Here is a 20,020-nt window from a genome sequence, read left to right on the forward strand (position 1 = left end):
GCTCGGTTGGAGAAGAAGTTAGGAAAGTTAGAAAAAGAGATTTTATCTACTTCTAAAAGGTTAAGTAAACCAGAGTTTGTTAAGAAGGCTGATGCTCTCTTTGTAGAGGAAACTAAGAATAATTTAGCCGAGTCAGAAAAACAGGCATAAATATTACGCGATCGCTTACTTCAGCTAAAGTCAAATTAGGTTTATTTGCTTGGGTTTAGTTATGAGCTAGCCCAACCGTAGAGAGCGATCGCTTACTTCAGTTAAAGTAAAATTAGGCATATTTGCTTGGGTTTAGTTATTAGCTAGCCCAACCTTTAATTTTGAAAATAAATAATGCAAATTTCTTTGCTAGTCAGAAGTATTGATCATTCTGTTGTTAAACAAGTGGATTTTCTATAAACTCTATAAATTGTTTTCCTAAATCTGTTGTGATACTTTCTTGGGAGCTATATTTAACATCTGAGATAATTTTGTCAATATTTTTGGTATGTTTGACAGTTCTAAAATTTTTTTCATACTTACGACGAGGTATAAAAGGATTTGAGTCTGATATTATTGACTCTATTTCATCAGTGTGTTCTTTTAACATTTCCTCTACTTCATCATAATCAGTAGTTGGAGGTTCTTCTTCAAAAGTTTCATATACTTCTCTCAATTTTATCAATCCCTTACCCCTCAATGCTAGTAATACTTGATTGTAAAAATCGCGATTTTCCTCTAAATCTTGCAAGTTAGCCAAAAATTCTTCGTAATTATAATTATCTATATAATGTAGCATTCTGAGCAATCTAATATGAGACACAGTAAATTCATCAATCCATTTAAGGAAAATTGCTTGAATATCGTCTTTAAGAGAGTTAGGAATAGCCGAATTTAAAACCGCATTTCTCAACACCTCTAATTTTTCTTGCTGATGCTCACATTCAGCAATACGGATAGCTTTCAAGAAAGTTGTCTCAAATGTAGGATTATCAAAACTTACTGCTTCAATTTTTTGCTGTAAAATCAATAAATTTTGTACTAATTCTTCTAAAAAATCATGCAATCTTTGGCTTGAAGGTTCTTTAATATAATTCTCATAAAAAGTTACTGCAAGTGAACCTATTGCGGGAATAGCACTAACTAATGCTTTCTTAGCATTATAATTTTTATCCTTACTATTTCCTTGCTTTAACAACTCTAATTTTTCTTGTAGTTGAGAATTATTATTTGTATCGCTCATTAAATATTTCCTCCTATAATAAATCATAGTTAAATATTATAGCGAGGTTTATCTAAATCCCGTCTGTGGTGAACACCGTAGTTTTTTAGGTTGGGTTTCACTCTCGCTTAACCCAGCAAAAAATTATTACAACGCGCTTATGAAAACATGATATTGCCTAACCAGAAAGAGAGTTATATCTGGCTCTTCCATTAACTGCTTTTACAGACCTTTTTGAAGGAGAAAAATTTGGTAAAATATTATTGGATAATCACCGATTAAAAATAATTATTTTTAATTCACAAACAGAGGATATTGTCAGATGGATACCATAGAAAACCATCGTCAAATTATTAAACAACTATTGACAGAATATGCTCAGATACCAACTACTGAAAGTGGGATAGAAAATAAAACTTTATTTGATTCAGAAAATGATAGATATATGTTAATTTCTTTAGGTTGGTCTCAAGAAAAGCGGATTCATTACTGTATAATTCATCTTGATATTATCGCAGGTAAAATTTGGATTCAAGCCAATAATACTGACTGTTTAATAGCAGAAGAATTAGTTGCTGCTGGAATTCCTGCTAAATCAATTGTTTTAGGAATGCAGCTTCCTGAAGTTAGACCTTACACAGCTTATGGAGTAGGAACAGAAGAGAGCGATCGCCTGATTCAGTTAAAGTCAAATTAGGCATATCTGTAGGGGCGAATGGTATTCGCCCTCCCTATTTTTCTTTGCAACTCCATCCAGACTTCTCCGTAATTTCATTCTGTAAAATTTCCTCAGAATTGGTAGCTAAATCTGGAGAAGCTGAAAACAGACCAATCAAACCATCTGCTTCTGAATTTATATTTTCAGAGGTAGATTCTAAGTTAGAATCTTGTTGGAAATTGCCAGATTTTTTTGATTCTCGCATTTGTTCAACAATCTTTTCTAATAACCATAACTTCTCATCTCAAGATAAGCCTTTGATATAATTTTCTAGTTCTAATAGTTTTGATGAAACAATATTTTTTATTCTGAAAAATTGGTTGTTAATATCTATAGTAATATAACCAATTATTTTTTGAGTTTCAACCTTATTATTTGCTCGAATAAACAATCTATAGAGTAAAAGTAAGTTTTTTCCGACTTGTAATCCTTCTTCCCTCTTCCTTACCAAACAAGCTAAAATAAAAATAAATCTCTGAAAAAAACAATATTAAATTATGACCAAAAAATAAGGTCTCAAGCCTCCCCTTTCAAGGGAAAAAAAATAAAGCTCCATATTTCAAGCCTCTGACTTAAGGCAGAGAGAGGTACTGATAACTGATAACTGATAACTGATAATTGAAATGGCAAATCTTACTAAATAGACAGTAGAAGATTATCATCGTATGATAGATGCAGGAATAATAAAAAATCGTCAAGTGGAATTAATTAATAGAGAAATTATTAATATGATTCCTGAAGAACCAATTCATCGTTTTATCAATTATAGAGCAGTTAAATACTTACGTTATATTTTAGGAAATCTGGCAGAAGTAATGGAAGCACATCCTGTTACTTTAGTTGACTCTGAACCAGAACCTGATATTACCATTGTTCGTTCTCCCGATACATTATATTTAGACCGTCATCCTGATAGTGAAGATATTTACTGCATTATTGAGATTGCTGATAGTACATTACAAAAAGATTTAGGAACTAAAAAGACATTATATGCAAATTCAGGAATAGAAGAATATTGGGTAATTGATGTTGCTAAAAAAAATTTAAAAGTATTTCGTAATCTGATGAATAATGAATATCAAATTGAACAAAACTATCAAGATGGAGTTATTTTTTTCATGGCGTTTCCTTCAGTAGAAATTTAATTCCAAAAAATAATTGGAATTGATGAAAAGGATTAAATGGGGTGTGTGACGGTATCCTTAGCATTACTATTTTTTTTGATTAATTGATGTTGGATAATAATTGTATTTACAGGACTTACGCATAACCGTCATAGTAGGGGCGAATGGCATTCGCCCTCTTACCGAATAATTAATAATTAATAATTAATAATTAAATAATTCGCGCCTTGAAGCCTCCCCTTTTATATCAAATCCGGTTGAATACCCACACTTTGGAGTTAGGAAGGCAGAAGGCAGAAGGGAAGAAAAGGCTAGAAGGAAGAAGTTTTTTTATACCGAATTAAGCGGATTTGATATTAAAGGGAAAAAAAGAAATAATATTTCCTTATTTTCAATTCCGTAGCGGTTTTAACCAGAGGTAATTATCAATTAATGAAGGATAGCGTATTGTCTAATAATTTGCGTAAGTCCTGTTGATGCTTGAACTTAGGTTCTATTACATTAGCTTAAATGTCGAAGGTCAAAATTTAATATTTTGTAGGTTTGGTTGACAAAAGGAACCCAACATTAACGAAGTCAGAAGTCAGAAGTCAGAAGCGGTGCGACCCCGCGACGACGTCAGTCGCAAGGGAACGCGCACCAAGAGAGTCAGAAGTTAACCCACCCCTCGCCCCTCCCCCTCCCAGGAGAGGAAGTAGGGGATTAGAGCAACGCTCCAAAAATATTGCGCCTTAAAAGGCGGGGTTTTAGACCCATGTTATTTTGATAAGCTTGTCTTTTAGCTAGTTTAGCATAAGCGATCGCTCTGTGAGTTTCTCACATTTAATACTATTTATGAATAGTGAGGGCGAATGCCATTCGCCCCTACATACCACACTCCCCACACTTAACGTTCTACTGCTCCTAATGCTGTGAGGCTTGCTTTTTGGATGTCGCTTAATCCTTTGACTCCCCTAATGTTGGCGTTTTCATAAGGTCTGGGTACTCTCAGGGTTTTGATGCAGTCTCCTGTTTTGATGTTCCACAGTTTTATTGTTTCGTCGGCGCTACTGCTGGCAAGAATTTGACCGTCTGGGTGGAATGCTACTCCCAATACCCAACTCTGATGTCCCCTAAAGGTGGCATAGGGTTCGTGGGTGTTGACATCCCACAAATAGACGGAATTGCTTTTTCCTCCATTTGCTAATAGTTGACTGTCTGGACTGAAGGCTGTCTTATAAGTCCAGATTTGTTGCCCTGCAAAAATAGCGAGACATTCCTGGGTGGTGACATCCCACAAACGTACTGTTTTGTCATAGCTGCTAGTAGCTAATAGCTTGCCATTGGGGCTGAAACAAACTGACATTATTTCTCCTTGATGTCCTCGGAAACTGATTAAATTGTCGTCTGTCTCAATATCCCACAACTGAACGATAGGTTCAATTCCACCAACAGCTATTTTCTGATTATCTGGACTTAGGGCAAGTGCAAAAACTTTTGATGTATAGTGCTTAGGTGCAGTTTTCAAATGTCGGTTGCTCTTAGCATCCCAAAATCTGACAGAGCGATCATCTCCAGCACTGACTAAGAAGCGATCGTCAGAACTAAAAGTAACTATATACAAATGATCTGTATGTCCGCCCAAAGTTGCTAAACATTCACTGGTATTAACACTCCATAACTTAACTTTAAAATCCCTACTACCACTGGCAATAGTTTGGCCGTCAGGACTAAAAGCAACTGATTGAACGCGCTCTCTATGTTCCCACCAAGCTGCCACTACTTCTCCTATTTCTAAATTCCAAAGTCTTACACAATGGTCATCGCTTCCACTAGCTAAAGTCTTGCCATCAGGGCTAAAAACAATCGAACGTATCCAATTATCCCAACCTCCCAAAGTGTTTTGGAGAGTGACATTATGAATATTGTCAACATTCCACAAATTAACTTTTTTATCAGCAGCACCACTGGCTAAAATTTTTCCATTAGGACTAAAAGCTACTTCCTCCAACCAAGAAGTATGTCCTCGTAAAGTATTCAATAATTGCGGATGCTTATCATAGCTGACATCCCATAATTTTGCAGTTAGATCGCCACTTCCACTAGCAAGAATTTTTCCATCTGGGGAAAATGCCATTCCTCTTACATCATTATTGTGTGCAGGTATAGTAGCAGAGACGGAAATGTTATTGATATCTCTAATATCCCAAAGTTTGATGGTAAAGTCAGCACTGCCACTTGCCAAGGCTTGACCATCCTGGCTAAAAACAATGCCCCACACTTCTTCTTCATGGTCTGACAAAGTGGCTAGACATTTACAATTACCAATGTTCCATAACTTAATATTTGTGTCTTTGCTAGCAGTTGCCAGAATTTCCCCATCTGGACTGAAAACTATCCTATTTATCCAACTTGTGTGTCCTTCTAGGGTCGCCAGACATTTACCATTGCCAATATCCCATAATTGAGTTGTACCGTCGATGCTACCAGTAGCTAAGATTTTCAGATTCGGACTCAAGGCAGTATAGAAGACAAAATTAGGATCTATGGATAAGCTTTTCAAACATTTACTGCTTGTCATATCCCAAAACTTTACTGTTTTGTCAGAGCTAGCGCTAACTAGAGTTTGACCGTCAGCAGCAAATTTTATGCTTCTGACTATATGGGTATGACCTTCCCAAGTCAAAAGTTTTTTACCATCAGCAACTTGCCACAGATGAATTTTCCCAGACTCATCTCCTGTTGCCAATAATTTACTATCAGGAGTAAAAGCAAAAGACCTGACTATATTCATAGGTTCCCTAAAAATACAATCAGTCAAATTTGCCTCAGCCAAATTAACACCCTGCAAACTAGCACCAGTAAAGTCAGCACCCAAAATAATAGACCTACTAAGATGACAACCCTCCAAACCAAACTTATCAGTCTTCACCAACAAAGTCGCCGCATTCCCACCAACATAACCAACTTCTGCCGCAGTTTTCCCCCTCGTCCCTTCCACAACTTCCCGCAACCTACCACAAACATTCTGCTTTTCCTCCTTCCCTTCCCCTAGACGCAACATCGGCAATAACAAATCCAAAACCGCCTTTGTCAACGGCATTTTTCCCAAAGTCGAACGTAAATTTTCCAGACATTCCCGAGAAAAAGTCTTCAGAGGTGGAATAGAAATAACCCCTCCCTTAGCATCCACCTCCCGACGGAAATATTCAGACCAAGTACAATTTTCACCCATTGCCTCCAAATTAACATGAGACTGCATCCGCGCCACCTCCACAAAATCATCAACCAATACTCCCAACTCCGCAGCAAACTTATAAGCAACAAAAAATTCCAACATAGAACGATGAGCAGGAGAATAGTCGCCATCCTCATTTCTAATCAATATTGTCTGACCCATCATGTCATAATGCCAATGATCCAAATCTCTTTGTTCCTGCACCCTTGACTCAAACAAACGCCGAATGCGGTCTGGAAATTCCCGATAATTCAGACTCATCCGGTCATTAGATAACATTTCCCAGGAAAGTTCGCAGAGAAAATAAAGCTTATCTGCAAGAGAAGTAAAAGTCCGCTCTTCCTTGATATCCCCTTGCATTTTATGTGTAACCGCATACAAATATATCCGCGCCAAGTCGATCGCTTTCCCTTTCTCTATCTCTGGCAACGCTGCCAAAATTAACTCGCTCATTACCGGGCGTCGTGCTAAGTCTAAAAGTTGGGAATTATTCATCACTTTTTCTACCGTAGAAGGTTCGGTATTAAAAGAAAGTACCTGACGAATTTGCTCATCGTTAAATTTTTTCAAATCCAAAACTTCAAACTGTGGCGGTTCCCCAGTCAGGTTAGCAACAGAAGCTTGTAACTCAGCATTCAACAGAGCGCGACCTTCCTGTGCTTCGGGAAAATGTTCGGTGCGACAAGTGAGAATAACCTTCGCCCCCGGTACCACCGTTTGAGCTAACTCCCAAAAATTATTAATCATCTTTTGTCGGTCAACCCTCGCTGCCATCTCGTCAAAACCATCAAAAATTACCAACAATTTACCCATACGGTTGAGTAATTCAAAAGCAGAATAACCGGGTAGAGGAATTTCATGTTGTCGGAAAAAGAACTCGGAAAATAGAGACTCCATATTAACAGCTTTAGCATAGTCCCGCAGCAAAATAATTATGGGCAAACGCGGGCGTTCCACACCTCGTTTTTTAGCATCCAAATATTTTTGTAACTGCTGCCAAGCATAATGAAAAACAAACCAAGTCTTGCCAGTACCAAACTCCCCCAAAACCGAGAGATGCTTTTTCACCGGGTCATCGAGCCATTTATCAATGTAACCATCTATCCAACCATCCGCCGCTTCGTAGTCACTCACCCCTATTTTTTGTTTCGTCTCGGGGTCAACTTCCTCCTTCCGACAAGCAAGAGGTACATATTTTTTATCAATACCCCGCTGCTTCACTTGTTTTTCCAGCCATTGAAAATAACGTTCAAAGTCAGCTTCCTGGTCTAAAAGTTCATCAAAAGTGTAGCAGAACAGATTTTGATTTTCCTCCTTTTCAACCCCATGGCGAGCCGCTTTACTAATACGACGCACAGCTACCAACCAACCCTCATCAGTTTTTTCCTTTGCCACGGACTGACGCAAAGCATTGAGGTCGCAAGTTGCCGCCTCTCCTTCCACACCCCTGACCAGAATGCGGTCATATCCCCGACGAGTCTTAACCTTAATTATCCATTCAAAAAATCTTTTACCGTGAATTTTATCTACAACATTGTAGTTTTCTGCAAATTGATAACCCAGAATTTTAAACCATTCCTTCATCTGTTGAGGTAGGGGAAATTTGTCGCGATCGCTCTGTTTTTGGAGTTCTGTTTCTACAACTCCACGAAAATTTTTGCAGGTAATTTTTTGCCCGAATAAATCTCCCAATATTTTCCATAAATTAGCTGCTTCCTGTCGAATATATCCCTCAGCAAAATTAGTTTTTATCGCAATTTCTCCATATTTTTCATTCTCCCAAGCTAGGCAAAAAATATTCTTTTGTAAATCGCTTAAACTTTTTCCTTTCTGATTAAGATATTGATTATTAACAAAATCAAAAGCTGGTTCTGGATTCATAATATTTTGAAAATAGTTTCTTAATTTTTCAACTATTGTTCATTATAGATTCTGGAAAAAATCAAATGTCGCTTTTCTTTCAAACTCCTAACTTTTTCTAACTTTTTCAAATAATTGAAGGAAGAATCTCAAATCTGTAGAGCGTCATACAATGGATAAGGGCGAATGCCATTCGCCCCTACAATTCAGAATATTTTCTAACCATTGAAGAGCCGGAAAAAGCTACATTATCAATATCGAGCGTCATAAAATGGGTAAGGGTGAATGCCATTCCCCCCCTACAATTCAGAACATTTTCTAACCATTGAAGAGCCGGAAAAAGTTACATTATAAATATCAAAGGAAGAATATTAAATCTGTAGAGCGTCATAGAATGGGTAAGAGTGAATGCCATTCACCCCTACAATTCAGAACATTTTCTCATCATTGAAGAGCAGGAAAAAGCTACATTATAAATATCAAGTAAAGCGATTTTTATTCACAAAAACCAATAAATTTTGCTATTAATTTTTAGTCAAATATCACAATTTATTAGGTAAAAATATCGGCTTCAGCACAACTAAATTTTAATTAAAATATCCTAGTCAGTCAAAAAAAAATGACAAATTCTAATAACTATCGCACCAAAACCACTATGTCAATAAACCCAAAAAAAGGAGTAGAAATAGCATTAACTACAACTCGAACAATCATTCTTGGTTTAACCACAACTTTTGCCTTAACTATTTGTCAACCCACAATTAATATTAATATTTGTTGGCGTTGTACCTTAAATTCTGAAAATAATAGTATTCCGGAAAATCAAGTAGGAGGAATTATCGATGAAATTGGCGAAATGGATTATACTACCGATCAATTATAGCAACCCCCAGATTGGTTAGGAAAATTAGTGCGAGCATCTTGCTCGCGTCATTTCAGTTATTAGTGCGAGCATCTTGCTCGCGTCATTTCAGTTATCAGTACCTCTAGTTAAAGTCAGAGGCTTTAAATATTGAACTTTATTTTTTTTATCCCCTTGAAATTGGAGGGTTGAGACCTTATTTTTTGGTCATAAATCATCATAATTACCCGATGTCCTAACTATAGTGACAACTGCTATAATATTGAAGAACAAAGATAAAATAGGGGAAAAAGGTAGAAAAATGGGTATTCCTGCATAGTAATGGTATACAAGGTACAAGGTACAAGGGATGCTTGACATTGTTAGGGTGCGTTACGCTACCGCTAACACACCCTACTGGACTCCCCTACTCCCCTACTCCCCTACTTCCCCACTCCCTGTAAGATTATATTTAAGATTCTAATTTTAAAATTTTCGGGTATTTTGTATTATCAGAAGAGCGCACAAAATCAGCAATATTTTCCGGACCAGACTCTTGTAAATTTTTCAATAATTCCGTACTTTCTGTCAGTAACTTATCAACATCAATCTCAAAATAAGTAGGTAAATAATAATTCAATTTCCTAATACCTTCCCCCAACAACATAACAGCACCACGCCAATTTTCATTACCCGCGTGATAAAGTCCAACTGCTATTTGTAAAACCCCTTGATAAAAAGTACGTTCTGGTTCTCCAGCTTCCATCCATAAAGCCTCCAGAGTATCATGGCATTTATAAAATTCTTGTTGATTAAACTCAGCTATTCCCTGCCAAAACTCTTGAGGAATTTTTTCTTGTTCAGAAGTCATATCAGTTATCACTTATCAGTTATCAGTACCTCTTGCAATTCAGTCCAGTAGCGTGCATTAGTATAGCAGAAGTAAGAAGAAAAAATATTGTTAAAATTATGTATTTTCAGTAGAAGGAAAAAGGAAAAAAATATCTTTGTTTATCTGAACAAAACTCATCAGAAAAAGCTCTACTTTGGCAAAAATTTCAACTAAACTTTCTTCCTGATTCCTTCTACTTTTCAACCTACATACTTGCTCTAGTAGCTTCTAAAACTTCTTGAGTAATTGTTTGCTCTTCCCCAGCAAAATCATTATCTGGAGTTAAAAACAACATACAATGACATTCTTTACGCTCTCGCATCGGTACACAAGGACAATTCCAATATGTAGCTTTTACTTCTGCTTCTTTATCTTCATAATGACGACATGGACATAAAGGAGCGCCCAATTCATCCTTATGTTTAGCCAACCCTTCAATTACCACTGCTGTAACGGAAGGATCTACACAAAAATAAGTATTTGTATTCTTAGCATACTTTTCAGAGAAACTTTTCATCGCCTTCAACGATTTTTCAGTGGATAGTTTGCTTTCTGTAGTTGGGTTCATAATATACGTTTGTTATGCTGTTGATATGAGATAATTCTTTCAATTTTACAGCACAAAGCCATTTTCAGGAGAAAATATGGTAAAAAACTTAGATTTTTCACTTGCATATAACAAAAAGTTAAATTTGTCAATACAAGTATAGCTTTTAGGTCTTAGGTACACCATCAACGAGGGTGCTTAAAATTGCTTGGGGTTATACAGCGCTTTTCAAATTGATGAACCACATCTTCACAAGCAAAATCTTGTAGGGACGTTCCATGGAACGTCTCTACTGTGGTTTACCCAAATGAAAACCGCTGTAAGACATGAAGTGGGGTGTAGAAGACATCCTCATGCAATTTTCCCTTCTTCCTTCTTCCTTCAAAGTTGAGACTAAAGTTGAAACTTTAATGGCTGAGTCGAAGACTATCCACAAGCAATTTTCCCTTCTTCCTTCTTCCTTCTTCCTTCTTCCTTCAAAGTTGAGACTAAAGTTGAAACTTTAATGGCTGAGTCGAAGACTATCCACAAGCAATTTTCCCTTCTTCCTTCTTCCTTCTTCCTTCTTACTTCAAAGTTGAGACTAAAGTTGAAACTTTAATGGCTGAGTCGAAGACTATCCACAAGCAATTTTCCCTTCTTCCTTCTTCCTTCTTCCTTCTTCCTTCTTCCTTCTTCCTTCTTCCTTCTTCCTTCAAAGTTGAGACTAAAGTTGAAACTTTAATGGCTGAGTCGAAGACTATCCACAAGCAATTTTCCCTTCTTCCTTCTTCCTTCTTACTTCTTCCTTCTTCCTTCAAAGTTGAGACTGAAGTTGAAACTCTAAAGGTTGAGTAGAATTAATTTCTAAACCAGAAGAATGCGAAATCTTTCCTGCTTCTGTTCCTGGAGAAATAGACTCATCTAACCATAACAACCACCGACTTCCAGAAGGTAGAGAAGATAAACTAACTCGGTCTTGAGTCAACCAGAGCAAAGACTTATTTGGTGGATTTCCTAACACAACCTCCTCCCCAAAGTTAACTCCAGCTAAAGTTTGCAATACCACCCTATTCCCCTGTACCAACCCAGTAGCAGCAGTCCAAAGCTGGACATTTTTCAGAGAGCGGTTAGCATAAAAATACAAAGAAGCTGCTACTGTTACCGCCGCTTCAAAATTATCCGTTTGCCAATGAGCAGCACTATCAAGACAAATAATAACTTCTTCTCCTCCCTTAGATACCTCTAATTCTCGAACTCTCAACTCTCCATAACGAGCGCTACTCCGCCAATGGATCAAACGACTGGGGTCGCCAAACCGATATGGTCGTAATGTCCGAGTTAAGCCTTCCGAAGCCATCAGATAACGACTATCCTCATTGAGTTGACGGCTATTTTCTTTACCAAGTTCATCTATTATCGGACAATTACTCAGGGGTAAAACAGTAGGATACACAATAGCAGTAGCTTTAGCATTCCGACTACGGCGACACCAAAATAAACCTAGAGGTGCTGCACTTCTCAGTTGAAGATCCTGCCAACGATATATTCCTCTTCTTTCGGTAGGTAAATGGTAAGTCCAATGGTAAACTTCTTTGCCAGGAATGACTTCTATTGCTTCTTGAGGTAATTTTCCTAGCACAAAAGGAATTTCATCCTTGAGTTGTACTAATGCTATTGGTTGATTAGTAGAATTTTCAATTGTGAGAGCAATAGTTAAATAGTCGTTCACCGTTACAGGTTGAATTGGATGGCGACGTACTCGTATTTGACGTAGCGATCGCCCAGGCAAAACAGCACCCATTCCCAATAATGCAAAACTCATCCCACTAATTACATATAGCCATCCTGCCATAGTATTAGTGGCAGCACCAAAGAAGAATATTGATAACATTCCGAGTAACCCACCTGCATAGCTTGGTGTTACCCAGTTAGTTTCTAACCAGTCAGAAATTTTGTAGTAAATTTTCATAGAAGAATAATTAGACAAATTTTTAAAGTTGTAATTCGAGGAACATTTTTATCATGATCTTGATCTAGTACGGATAAAAAAATATAGCAATGTGCGCTGGCATATTTACAAATTACAGGAACTGTCCAATAGCTAAAAATCTTAATATTATCAGCAATTTATTCCTCCTGTTGCCTGTGCACAGCGCTATAACTATAGCATTAAAGATTTTTATAGATTAATTTACTACTAATTATTCAAGATAAAATATTAATATTTGTTTGATTAATTTACATCCTAGTTTTTAGCATGAATTATAGACTTTATTGTCATTTTTTTTTGCTGCTTCAATTGATTTTTATCTTAATCTCAAAAAAAGCAGAAAATAATTTAAATAATACCAAAAACTAAAAGATTATTTGAAAGTACAATTATCTTTATTGTCTGGCAGTTATTACCAAAATAAATCAAACTAAAACCGAAATATATTTTTATCGATCAAAAATCTTGGTAGTTCTGTATAGTAATGGTGAATGGTGGCTATAACCCTCACTATGCTGTTACTGAAAAAATCACAATGCACCACTAGCAAATCCCAAATATCATCTAATTCAAAAAATACTGATTACTTTCCTGATATAATACTACCTCAAAAAAACAGACAAATAATATCTTGGAAATATTTCTAATAACCTTGCTAAAATATTTGAATAACTATTCTTAATATAGTAGCTATATTGTGATTGCAATCTATCCAGGCAGTTTTGACCCTATTACCCTCGGTCACATAGATATTATTGAACGAGGGTGTAAGCTTTTTGAAAAGGTGATTGTGGCCGTACTGCAAAATCCTAGTAAAACTCCTTTGTTTGCCATTGAGAAACGTTTAAATCAAATTCACTATTCCACACAACACCTATCTAATGTGGAGGTAGCCAGTTTCGATGGTTTAGCGGTAAACTATGCAAAAATGCGACAGGCTAAAGTCCTGATTCGAGGTCTACGAGTTCTTTCTGATTTTGAAAAAGAACTTCAAATGGCCCACACAAATAAAACCTTATTATCTGAAATAGAGACAGTTTTTTTGGCCACCTCTAATGAATATAGCTTTTTAAGTAGTAGTGTAGTTAAAGAAATTGCCATTTTTGGTGGATCGGTAGATCATCTCGTTCCTCAGCACATTGCTATTGATATTTATAAATGTTACGACAAAATTCAGCCAATATTAAATCAGCAGTAAGTGGACAAAATATCGAGGCAACTCACCAGTAACTCCCCTGGAACCTATATTCAGCAAGAATTAAATCGGCTGGAGGAAATTATTATCCATAGTCCTAGAATTTCCTTTGTAGGGTTTGCCCTGGTGGATGAAAACTACTCGATCAGCTAAATATAGTGCATCTGAACTTAGAAGGACACTGGATTGTCTCCCATAAAGATTAAATCCTGATTGAACTAAAAGTAAATGAACAAAATATCGAGAATAAACCTACCATTGCCTCCCTTGGATTTGATATCCAGCAGGAACTAAATCTATTGGAAGAGATTATTCTTGATAGTCCTAGAATTCCCTTTATGGGACGAACTTTAATAAATAAATAACAGTTGATAATGTTAGGACAAAACTCAGCTAAAGCCAATATTGAACCAGAAGTAAGTGGACAAGATATCGAGGGTGAACCCGCTAGTAGCTCCCCTGGAGTTGATATCCAGCGAGAACTAAATCGGCTGGAGGAGATTATTCTCGATAGTCCCAGAATTCCTTTTGTAGGACGTACTCTGATCGATGAAGAACAGTTACTAGATCAGTTAGATATAGTACGTCTGAATTTACCAGTTGCTTTTCAGGAAGCAGAAATGATTGTTCGGCATAAAGATGATATTCTTCAAGAAGCTGAACTTTATGCGGAAGAGATTATTGAAAATGCTGAACAACGAGCTTCCCAAATTTTAAATGAAATGGGTCTTGTGCAGCAGGCTAAGGTAGAAGCAGATCAGCTCAGAAATCAGGTTCAGCTTGATTGTGAAGCGATTCAACAAGCTACTATTGCTGAAATTGAACAAATTCGCTATCAAGCTCAACAAGAGTTGGAGGAAATGAAAGCTAGAGCGATCACAGAGTGTGATGAAATTCAAAATGGTGCAGATGACTATGCCGATCATGTTCTGGATAGTATTGAACAGCAGTTAACTGATATGCTCAAGGTCATTCGCAATGGTCGTCAACAATTAGAAGGAGAAGGAAATGGAAATATACCAAAGCCACTAAATCCTACTAATGATCTATAGAACCCCTGATCGTATCTTCATAAATATCAAGTTTTTTTAGCCTTGAGTCAGGAGACAGCTATACTGGAGACAGGAGGTCATTTCAGTTATCAGTTATCAGTTATCAGTTATCAGTGAACCTCCGACTGAAGTCGGAGGCTTGAAATACTGAACTAAATATTTTTTTCATCCCCTTAAAAGGGGAGGCACATACCCTCATTTTTTGGTAAGAGGGAAGAGGGAATAGGAAATAGGGAAGAGGGAAGAGGGAAGATGTGGGGAGAGATAATACAAAAAATTAAACACTCCTTCAGATGATTTTCGGTCAAAATTGATGCGCGAAAAGACTTGACTACCATAATTATATAGCTATCAAATGGGTTCTATAGGGACAATGAATTAGTCATGGTTTTATCCAAGTTCTTAAATATGTTCTGAATGTGGGCATCAACAGAAAATGTCGTGACATTTGAGAACCCATAGAACCCATTTGAGATATTTCAGTGTCTTGAAGTACATTTGCTACCAAAGCTCGATCCACGAATCATGCTGTACTCCGGCAGCCTAACATGGGTAATTGAAAGGTCAAATTCTTGAATTACCGAAAAATTGGGTTTAAAGTCTTGCCCTTTTCAGGCCAATTTATGTTATACTAGTAATAAGTGGCAAAGCTATTCAACTGCTCTAAAAACCTAGCTATTAATCTTAGCACACGATTCACCTTGAAAACTGCGGCCAGACCCCGCGTCGCCGTCAGGCGCAAGGGAATGCTGACCAACAGAAGATTTATGCGGTTTTGCACAGGAATGCTTGTGCATGGAAAAGCTTTAAGCACTAAGTACAAGAGAACCAAAATTTTTCAGGTTTTAACTGTACTGTAGGGCATAGGTTCACAGCCTCTTGAAGTAGCAGTAAGCACTCAGCTAGCCTCCTAGTGGTCTGTCAAGTTAGTTTTGATGGGTTAATCTTCCTCTGTAGCTTCTGTCTTTTCTGCTCCCTCTGGTCGTCTCAACTCATCAATTCAAAGCTGACAGACCACTAGTAGGAGGAACTACGTTATCAGCAGTCAGCTTTTCAAGGTGTATAATGGGGGGATACTCAAGAGAAGCCACTCCGCGTCTACAAACCCCCATAAAAGGCGCACCACTAATTTTTTCAAATAAGCGTGGGAGACCGTTACCCTCGAATTTTTAGCGCTCCAGCTAAATGCTGGCAAGGGTCGCATTCCGGAACGTCCAAGCTGATAGCTAGTTAATAGCGTTTGCGCACCATTCCTATATGAATGCTCCTCTGTTTGCGAGGTATTCTGTAGGAAAAGAGGCAATAGAGCAAACGCTTGAGGAGAAAACCATCTCTGGCTTAGGTATCGCAAGGTATCTAATTTAAGTGGAGTCTGTGTTGCCGTAGCCTTGCGGAACGCAAACCAAGAATCCTGGTTTCAGGAGAATCTCCGTGTCTTTAGACTGGAGAGTATGTCAAAATATGTAAAATCCTCGTCAAAAACTTTGAGAGAAATCTAACTAATGCGACTGCCAAAATTAATCTTTGCTTTGTGAGGTTGATGATGTAAGGCGGCCTTTTCTTAGATGTAAAATTGGTTCTATAGCAAGGAACAAGTTGGTGTTTGACTTATGCTGATGATGAACCTAATAAGGGGAAATATTTTTCCCAAAGATGAGCTGTTCCCTGCTATATTTCCTATTCTATATCGGTCTAAATTGGATCTATATGCAATTAAACGGATTTGATATTAAGCAAAAGCAGAATATCCTAAATTTGGAGGAATATCTTGCCAACGTCCTTGACCTACGGCTTGATTTGCTTCCGTAAGACTAATATCACCAGTATACAAAGCACGACCAACAATTGCACTTTCTACCCCCATGGGTTCTAGTGCTAACAGACTTAACAAATCAGTAATTGAACTAATACCGCCAGAAGCAATAGTGGGAATATTGATTGCAGTAGCTAATTCCCTTAAGGATTCTATGTTAGGCCCTTTGAGAGTGCCATCTCGGTGAATATCAGTATAGATGATCGCTGCAACTTTTAGTTTAGCCATTTGCCGAGCGAGGTCAGTTGCTGATATCTCAGATGTTTCTAACCACCCTTTAGTAGCTACTTTACCATGTCTGGCATCAATACCTACAATAATTTGACCAGGAAATTCTTGACAGAGGTTAGATATTAACTGAGGTCGTTCGACCGCTACAGTACCTAAAATAGCTTGTTTGACACCAAGAGCAAGCACACTTGCCACTGCAGAATAGTTGCGTAAACCTCCCCCTAATTGTATTGGTACATCTACTGCTTTGATAATCGCTTCTATTGTCTTTTGATTTACGGGTTGACCTGCTTTTGCACCGTCTAAGTCTACCAAATGTAGCTTTGTTGCTCCTTCATCTACCCACCTTTTTGCTACATCAACTGGGTTATCATTAAAAATTTGCGTTCGCTTATAATCTCCTTGATATAATCGTACACAACGTCCATCTAATATATCGATTGCGGGTATAATATTCATAGACAATATTTTTGGTATTCAAAACTACTATTTTTTTAACAGTTGCACCTACTGTTAATATGATACATAATCGAACTAGAAAGTCCGGACCATAGAGGAGTTTTTACTCCTGCTAATTTCATACCTTCTGCAGTCCAATCATTACAAGCTCTTAAAATTGAATAACTACCTTTTGCTGCATAAAAACCGCCTCCATAACTACTATCTACGATCAGGTTGATTTTATTACCTTGGGCATCTAACTGGAAGGAATTATTGATAAATTTCATCAGCCTACGGTAATTAGATTGGGTAATTATAACACACTTAATTTCATATTGTTGAGGAATATTTCTATATGCTAATACCCTTATAGCAGAGGGTGTTGGTAGGAACATGGCCTTAAAAATTGTCACAATTGGCAATGATGTCCCAGTATAAGTTTCGAGAAAATAAGCTTGATCGCCAAGGCCAAAAGCTAGATAATTTATGGAAATTGATGGATTAGCTATTAATTTTAAGTTGAAATGTTGCTGCAAATCCCAATTTTTAGTTCTGGCTGGAACTAGAATATCTGTATGGATACCAGTATTATAAATATAGATAGATATACCTTTGTTTAAGAAAGTCATATCGCAAGAATTATCATACCAATTTTTCGGAGTAAAATAACCAATAATTAAGCAAATTATTATAGATACAATCGTACTTAATACCAATCTAACAATTCGATTTTTTAACATAACAACTGGCGGTTTATTTATTTGGGATCATCAATATAAACATCTATTATGACGATATTATATTCAGAATAGATTCCAGGTTATTAAAAATAAATTATAGATGTAAAAATAAACCAATTAAATTACTATAGGAAAATTTAACTTTTTTTTATATTTTAAACTTTACTAGAGTTTTCTGAATATAAAAGCACACCACCTAGAACTAAATTGATGACTTCTTGAGTTTGTTTTTCAATCATTTCCTGACTCAAAAGTTGTCGATCTGGCTTGAGATAACTGAGATTTTCCTGAGCATCAAAATAAAAAACACAAATCCCCAGAATATTTATAGTTGTCAAAAATGGGTCAACCTGCCGGAAACTTCCTTCTCCTATTCCCCGCTCCAAAATATCCATTAAAAATACAAAGCTATCTTGCCAACCAGTTAATTTTCCGTATTTACCCTGATTTTGAATTGCTTCATGGAACCACAGTCTCCCTCTATACGGATGAGATGCTTCGTAGGCGATCGCTGAACGTATTACCATTTTCAAAGCTACTTCTGCTGGTAACTGCTCCAGGTTGGACTGCTGAATCATTTGATTAAGTTCTTTGACCAAGCGTTGAAAAACTTCCTGATACAAAGCATCCTTACTTTTGAAGTAATAGTAAATCATGGCTTTTGTTACTCCTGTACGAGCTGCGATCGCATCTATCTTTGCCCCAGCTAAACCATATTTCGCAAATTCCTCTTCTGCTGCATCTAAAATTTCTGCTTTTGTTGCTTCTCGATCGCGCAACCTTTCTTTCTTGTTAGGCGATGGTTTTTTTTTGCCTTGATGGTTCACAACTGTTATAAATAGACTCCCAAAAAGTTTATCAAAATAATGGGGTCGCGCAACCCTGCCAACAATTTCTGACTTTTGACTTCTGACTTCTGACTTCGTTAATGCCTTGCTCTGAAAAGGCCAAGTTTTACACTAATTGCTATGGCCAAAATATGGCCTTTGTCCTTAGCTGATTAATATTAGCATTTGCTTTGTTAACTCTTGACAAACAACATTTAAAAGCTTTATCTTAATAATTAACTAAATATTTAGTTAGCAAAAACAGAAGAGGAGCGACAGATGGCACATATCGATATACCATCAGGCTTTCCCGGCATTGTGGGGTTAATGAAGTATCGACCAGATACAGGCAAACTGCTGTTGGAATTGAGCGAAACCTTATTGAGAGGAGACTCACCCCTATCAGTTGAGGAGCGGGAACTAATAGGTGCTTATGTATCCTACTTGAACGAATGTAACTTTTGTACAGGTGTTCACGGTACGGTTGCAAAACAACTTCTCAAACGCAATAGTAATTTAGTTGATGCAGTTTACGACAACGTTGAGAATGCAGATATTACCGACAAACTTAGAGCGCTACTGAAAATAGCAGCAAAAGTACAGCTTGGTAGTAAACAAGTTTCTGAGGATAATATTCAAGAGGCAAAAAGTGTAGGTGCAACAGATAAAGAAATTCATGACACAGTATTAATTGCAGCAGCTTTTTGTATGTTTAATCGCTATGTAGATGGTTTGGCAACTACTACACCAAATGAGTCTGGAGCTTATGAACAAATGGCTTGTCAAATAGTAGATTCTGGTTATGCTGGAGCTAGGGAATTATTATTTGAATAATATTCAAGTTCAGAATTAAAAAATAATACAACCCTATAGATAAATCTAGGAAATTAAAACATTTTTTTTGTTAGTAAATATAATTTTTGATAATAGAATCCGGCTATATAATATATGATGATAATTCTATAATTACTTCAAGCCTTCAATCTCCCCCACTCCCCTACTCCCAACTATATAAGAGGTAGATATGGAACCGATTTTACCAGGCGCACCTTGGTTGATTGCTCATAAGTCTATGCTAGGAGTTAATCAACCTAAAAAAATCACTTTAAATGGGAAAGATTATGTTATTTGGCAGAACAAAAAAGGCGAAGTTTTTGCTCTCGATAATATCTACCCTCATTTTCAAGCTCCCTTATCTAATGGCTGGTTTTGTCAAGAACGAAACACAATAACTTGTCCTTTTCACGCCCTAGAATTTGATGGAGCAGGAAAATTATATAAGGCAGGTAAATTAGAGACTCAACCAGTTACCCAACCTTTAGAATTAATTGTTAAAGAAGATTGTATTTAGATTTATG

General features: G+C 36.9%; 17 protein-coding genes and 2 pseudogenes. 9 read left to right on the top strand and 10 right to left on the bottom strand.

Translation table 11 applies throughout. The features are described 5' to 3' along the window. The first annotated feature begins 6 nt into the window (after positions 1-6). Positions 7-150 (top strand): hypothetical protein, encoded by a 144-nt coding sequence (locus F6K23_RS41665; protein ID WP_367267670.1) that lies wholly within the window; start codon positions 7-9, stop codon positions 148-150. 217 nt (positions 151-367) lie between these two features. Here F6K23_RS41665 and F6K23_RS09340 read toward each other — a convergent pair whose 3' ends face one another. Then, a complete protein-coding gene (locus tag F6K23_RS09340; protein WP_293153778.1) occupies positions 368-1,213 on the bottom strand; it encodes a hypothetical protein in 846 nt (281 codons plus the stop codon). A gap of 173 nt (positions 1,214-1,386) precedes the next feature. On the opposite strand from F6K23_RS09340, the pseudogene F6K23_RS41670 reads away from it, so the two are divergent. Together F6K23_RS41670 and F6K23_RS09345 are read left to right on the top strand one after the other, a co-directional pair. Next, positions 1,387-1,527: pseudogene (locus F6K23_RS41670) on the top strand (fatty-acid synthase); the annotation flags it as partial. After that, positions 1,515-1,889 (top strand): XisI protein, encoded by a 375-nt coding sequence (locus F6K23_RS09345; protein ID WP_293153781.1) that lies wholly within the window; start codon positions 1,515-1,517, stop codon positions 1,887-1,889. The pseudogene F6K23_RS41670 and the gene F6K23_RS09345, both read left to right, overlap by 13 nt. Before the next feature lie 34 nt (positions 1,890-1,923). Here the strand turns inward: F6K23_RS09345 and F6K23_RS09350 are convergent, their stop codons facing one another. Continuing rightward, positions 1,924-2,115: a hypothetical protein gene (locus F6K23_RS09350; protein WP_293153784.1), complete on the bottom strand. Its 192-nt coding sequence runs from the start codon at positions 2,113-2,115 to the stop codon at positions 1,924-1,926. Between the two features lie 454 nt (positions 2,116-2,569). On the opposite strand from F6K23_RS09350, the pseudogene F6K23_RS09355 reads away from it, so the two are divergent. After that, positions 2,570-3,055, top strand: a pseudogene (locus F6K23_RS09355) (Uma2 family endonuclease); the annotation flags it as partial. 865 nt (positions 3,056-3,920) lie between these two features. Here F6K23_RS09355 and F6K23_RS09360 read toward each other — a convergent pair. Beyond that, positions 3,921-8,132 (bottom strand): pentapeptide repeat-containing protein, encoded by a 4,212-nt coding sequence (locus F6K23_RS09360; RefSeq protein WP_293153787.1) that lies wholly within the window; start codon positions 8,130-8,132, stop codon positions 3,921-3,923. A gap of 598 nt (positions 8,133-8,730) precedes the next feature. Between F6K23_RS09360 and F6K23_RS09365 the strand changes: the two genes are divergently transcribed. Then, positions 8,731-8,994: a hypothetical protein gene (locus tag F6K23_RS09365; RefSeq protein ID WP_293153790.1), complete on the top strand. Its 264-nt coding sequence runs from the start codon at positions 8,731-8,733 to the stop codon at positions 8,992-8,994. A 430-nt stretch (positions 8,995-9,424) separates the two neighbouring features. Here the strand turns inward: F6K23_RS09365 and F6K23_RS09370 are convergent, their stop codons facing one another. The 4 genes from F6K23_RS09370 to F6K23_RS09385 form a co-directional block, all read right to left on the bottom strand. Then, positions 9,425-9,823, bottom strand: a complete 399-nt coding sequence (locus F6K23_RS09370; RefSeq protein ID WP_293153793.1) for a DUF309 domain-containing protein — start codon at positions 9,821-9,823, stop codon at positions 9,425-9,427. Between the two features lie 226 nt (positions 9,824-10,049). After that, on the bottom strand, positions 10,050-10,412 hold the full coding sequence (locus F6K23_RS09375; RefSeq protein ID WP_293153796.1) for a ferredoxin thioredoxin reductase catalytic beta subunit: 363 nt from the start codon (positions 10,410-10,412) through the stop codon (positions 10,050-10,052). A 545-nt stretch (positions 10,413-10,957) separates the two neighbouring features. After that, positions 10,958-11,191 carry a hypothetical protein gene (locus F6K23_RS09380; RefSeq protein WP_293153799.1) on the bottom strand — a complete coding sequence of 78 codons (234 nt, stop codon included), beginning with the start codon at positions 11,189-11,191 and terminating at the stop codon, positions 10,958-10,960. Further along, complete coding sequence (locus F6K23_RS09385) at positions 11,188-12,342, bottom strand: DUF58 domain-containing protein (protein ID WP_293153802.1); 1,155 nt, start codon at positions 12,340-12,342, stop codon at positions 11,188-11,190. Before F6K23_RS09385 ends, F6K23_RS09380 begins: the two co-directional genes overlap by 4 nt. A gap of 718 nt (positions 12,343-13,060) precedes the next feature. Between F6K23_RS09385 and coaD the strand changes: the two genes are divergently transcribed. Together coaD and F6K23_RS09395 are read left to right on the top strand one after the other, a co-directional pair. Further along, the gene (coaD, locus tag F6K23_RS09390) at positions 13,061-13,561 is read left to right on the top strand and encodes a pantetheine-phosphate adenylyltransferase (RefSeq protein ID WP_287244388.1); all 501 of its coding nucleotides are present in this window, start codon (positions 13,061-13,063) and stop codon (positions 13,559-13,561) included. 371 nt (positions 13,562-13,932) lie between these two features. Beyond that, positions 13,933-14,610, top strand: a complete 678-nt coding sequence (locus F6K23_RS09395) for a DivIVA domain-containing protein (protein WP_293153807.1) — start codon at positions 13,933-13,935, stop codon at positions 14,608-14,610. 1,729 nt (positions 14,611-16,339) lie between these two features. Here the strand turns inward: F6K23_RS09395 and hisA are convergent. From hisA to F6K23_RS09410, 3 genes are all read right to left on the bottom strand, one after another. Next, positions 16,340-17,113 (bottom strand): 1-(5-phosphoribosyl)-5-[(5-phosphoribosylamino)methylideneamino]imidazole-4-carboxamide isomerase, encoded by a 774-nt coding sequence (gene hisA, locus F6K23_RS09400; RefSeq protein WP_293153810.1) that lies wholly within the window; start codon positions 17,111-17,113, stop codon positions 16,340-16,342. A gap of 35 nt (positions 17,114-17,148) precedes the next feature. After that, positions 17,149-17,835 carry a DUF2459 domain-containing protein gene (locus F6K23_RS09405; RefSeq protein WP_293153812.1) on the bottom strand — a complete coding sequence of 229 codons (687 nt, stop codon included), beginning with the start codon at positions 17,833-17,835 and terminating at the stop codon, positions 17,149-17,151. Between the two features lie 155 nt (positions 17,836-17,990). Then, the gene (locus tag F6K23_RS09410; RefSeq protein ID WP_293153815.1) at positions 17,991-18,662 is read right to left on the bottom strand and encodes a TetR/AcrR family transcriptional regulator; all 672 of its coding nucleotides are present in this window, start codon (positions 18,660-18,662) and stop codon (positions 17,991-17,993) included. Between the two features lie 279 nt (positions 18,663-18,941). Here F6K23_RS09410 and F6K23_RS09415 point away from each other — a divergent pair, with 279 nt between their 5' ends. Together F6K23_RS09415 and F6K23_RS09420 are read left to right on the top strand one after the other, a co-directional pair. Next, positions 18,942-19,496 (top strand): carboxymuconolactone decarboxylase family protein, encoded by a 555-nt coding sequence (locus tag F6K23_RS09415; protein ID WP_293153818.1) that lies wholly within the window; start codon positions 18,942-18,944, stop codon positions 19,494-19,496. Positions 19,497-19,686: 190 nt separating this feature from the next. Beyond that, the gene (locus F6K23_RS09420) at positions 19,687-20,013 is read left to right on the top strand and encodes a Rieske (2Fe-2S) protein (RefSeq protein WP_293153821.1); all 327 of its coding nucleotides are present in this window, start codon (positions 19,687-19,689) and stop codon (positions 20,011-20,013) included. Positions 20,014-20,020 lie beyond the last annotated feature (7 nt).

Origin of the sequence: Okeania sp. SIO2C9, from assembly GCF_010672455.1 — a bacterium.
In the GTDB taxonomy this organism is placed as follows: domain Bacteria; phylum Cyanobacteriota; class Cyanobacteriia; order Cyanobacteriales; family Microcoleaceae; genus Okeania.

Bases quoted from the DNA above. Each gene is read 5' to 3' on its own strand.
- F6K23_RS09370 (WP_293153793.1), bottom strand. From the start codon at position 9,823: ATGACTTCTGAACAAGAAAAAATTCCTCAAGAGTTTTGGCAGGGAATA.
- F6K23_RS09375 (WP_293153796.1), bottom strand. From the start codon at position 10,412: ATGAACCCAACTACAGAAAGCAAACTATCCACTGAAAAATCGTTGAAG.
- F6K23_RS09365 (WP_293153790.1), top strand. From the start codon at position 8,731: ATGACAAATTCTAATAACTATCGCACCAAAACCACTATGTCAATAAAC.
- hisA (WP_293153810.1), bottom strand. From the start codon at position 17,113: ATGAATATTATACCCGCAATCGATATATTAGATGGACGTTGTGTACGA.
- F6K23_RS09415 (WP_293153818.1), top strand. From the start codon at position 18,942: ATGGCACATATCGATATACCATCAGGCTTTCCCGGCATTGTGGGGTTA.
- F6K23_RS09345 (WP_293153781.1), top strand. From the start codon at position 1,515: ATGGATACCATAGAAAACCATCGTCAAATTATTAAACAACTATTGACA.
- F6K23_RS09385 (WP_293153802.1), bottom strand. From the start codon at position 12,342: ATGAAAATTTACTACAAAATTTCTGACTGGTTAGAAACTAACTGGGTA.
- F6K23_RS09350 (WP_293153784.1), bottom strand. From the start codon at position 2,115: ATGCGAGAATCAAAAAAATCTGGCAATTTCCAACAAGATTCTAACTTA.
- F6K23_RS09420 (WP_293153821.1), top strand. From the start codon at position 19,687: ATGGAACCGATTTTACCAGGCGCACCTTGGTTGATTGCTCATAAGTCT.
- F6K23_RS09405 (WP_293153812.1), bottom strand. From the start codon at position 17,835: ATGTTAAAAAATCGAATTGTTAGATTGGTATTAAGTACGATTGTATCT.
- F6K23_RS09340 (WP_293153778.1), bottom strand. From the start codon at position 1,213: ATGAGCGATACAAATAATAATTCTCAACTACAAGAAAAATTAGAGTTG.
- F6K23_RS09360 (WP_293153787.1), bottom strand. From the start codon at position 8,132: ATGAATCCAGAACCAGCTTTTGATTTTGTTAATAATCAATATCTTAAT.
- F6K23_RS09395 (WP_293153807.1), top strand. From the start codon at position 13,933: ATGTTAGGACAAAACTCAGCTAAAGCCAATATTGAACCAGAAGTAAGT.